A 539-nucleotide genomic window follows, 5' to 3' on the forward strand; every position below is an offset into this window, starting at 1 on the left:
TTTGCATCACGCAAAACAACGACTCTAAAAGTAGAGTCAAAACATCAAAAGATGGCAAGAGAAGAAAACGTTCTTCTATAAGTTCTTTGAGAGATTGCTTGAGACAGAAATTTAAGGTAATCTGCGCAGGTGGTTGAAACATATCAACTGTGTTGGTTCTAGTAATAGAATAAAAAAGAAAGCCGGGGTCTGACAGACACATTTCTACCTTAGGGTAGATGAAAACTTTACAATGGAGAGTTTGATCCTGGCTCAGGATGAACGCTAGCGGCAGGCCTAATACATGCAAGTCGAACGGACCAGGAGGCTTCGGTTTCTTGGTTAGTGGCGCACGGGTGCGTAACGCGTATGCAACCTACCTTCCACAGGGGGATAGCCCCGGGAAACCGGGATTAATACCGCATGACACAATCGGATGGCATCATCTGATTGTCAAAGCTTCGGCGGTGGAAGATGGGCATGCGTGCCATTAGCTAGTTGGCGGGGTAGAGGCCCACCAAGGCTACGATGGCTAGGGGTTCTGAGAGGATGGTCCCCCA

1 rRNA gene is annotated in these 539 nt (G+C 47.9%); it reads left to right on the top strand.

The window, feature by feature from the left end:
- Positions 1 to 229: 229 nt before the first annotated feature.
- Positions 230 to 539: ribosomal RNA gene (locus tag ACFQ2O_RS22435) — 16S ribosomal RNA — on the top strand; the annotation flags it as partial.

It is taken from the genome of Pontibacter rugosus (assembly GCF_042678745.1).
Taxonomy (GTDB): Bacteria; Bacteroidota; Bacteroidia; order Cytophagales; family Hymenobacteraceae; genus Pontibacter; species Pontibacter rugosus.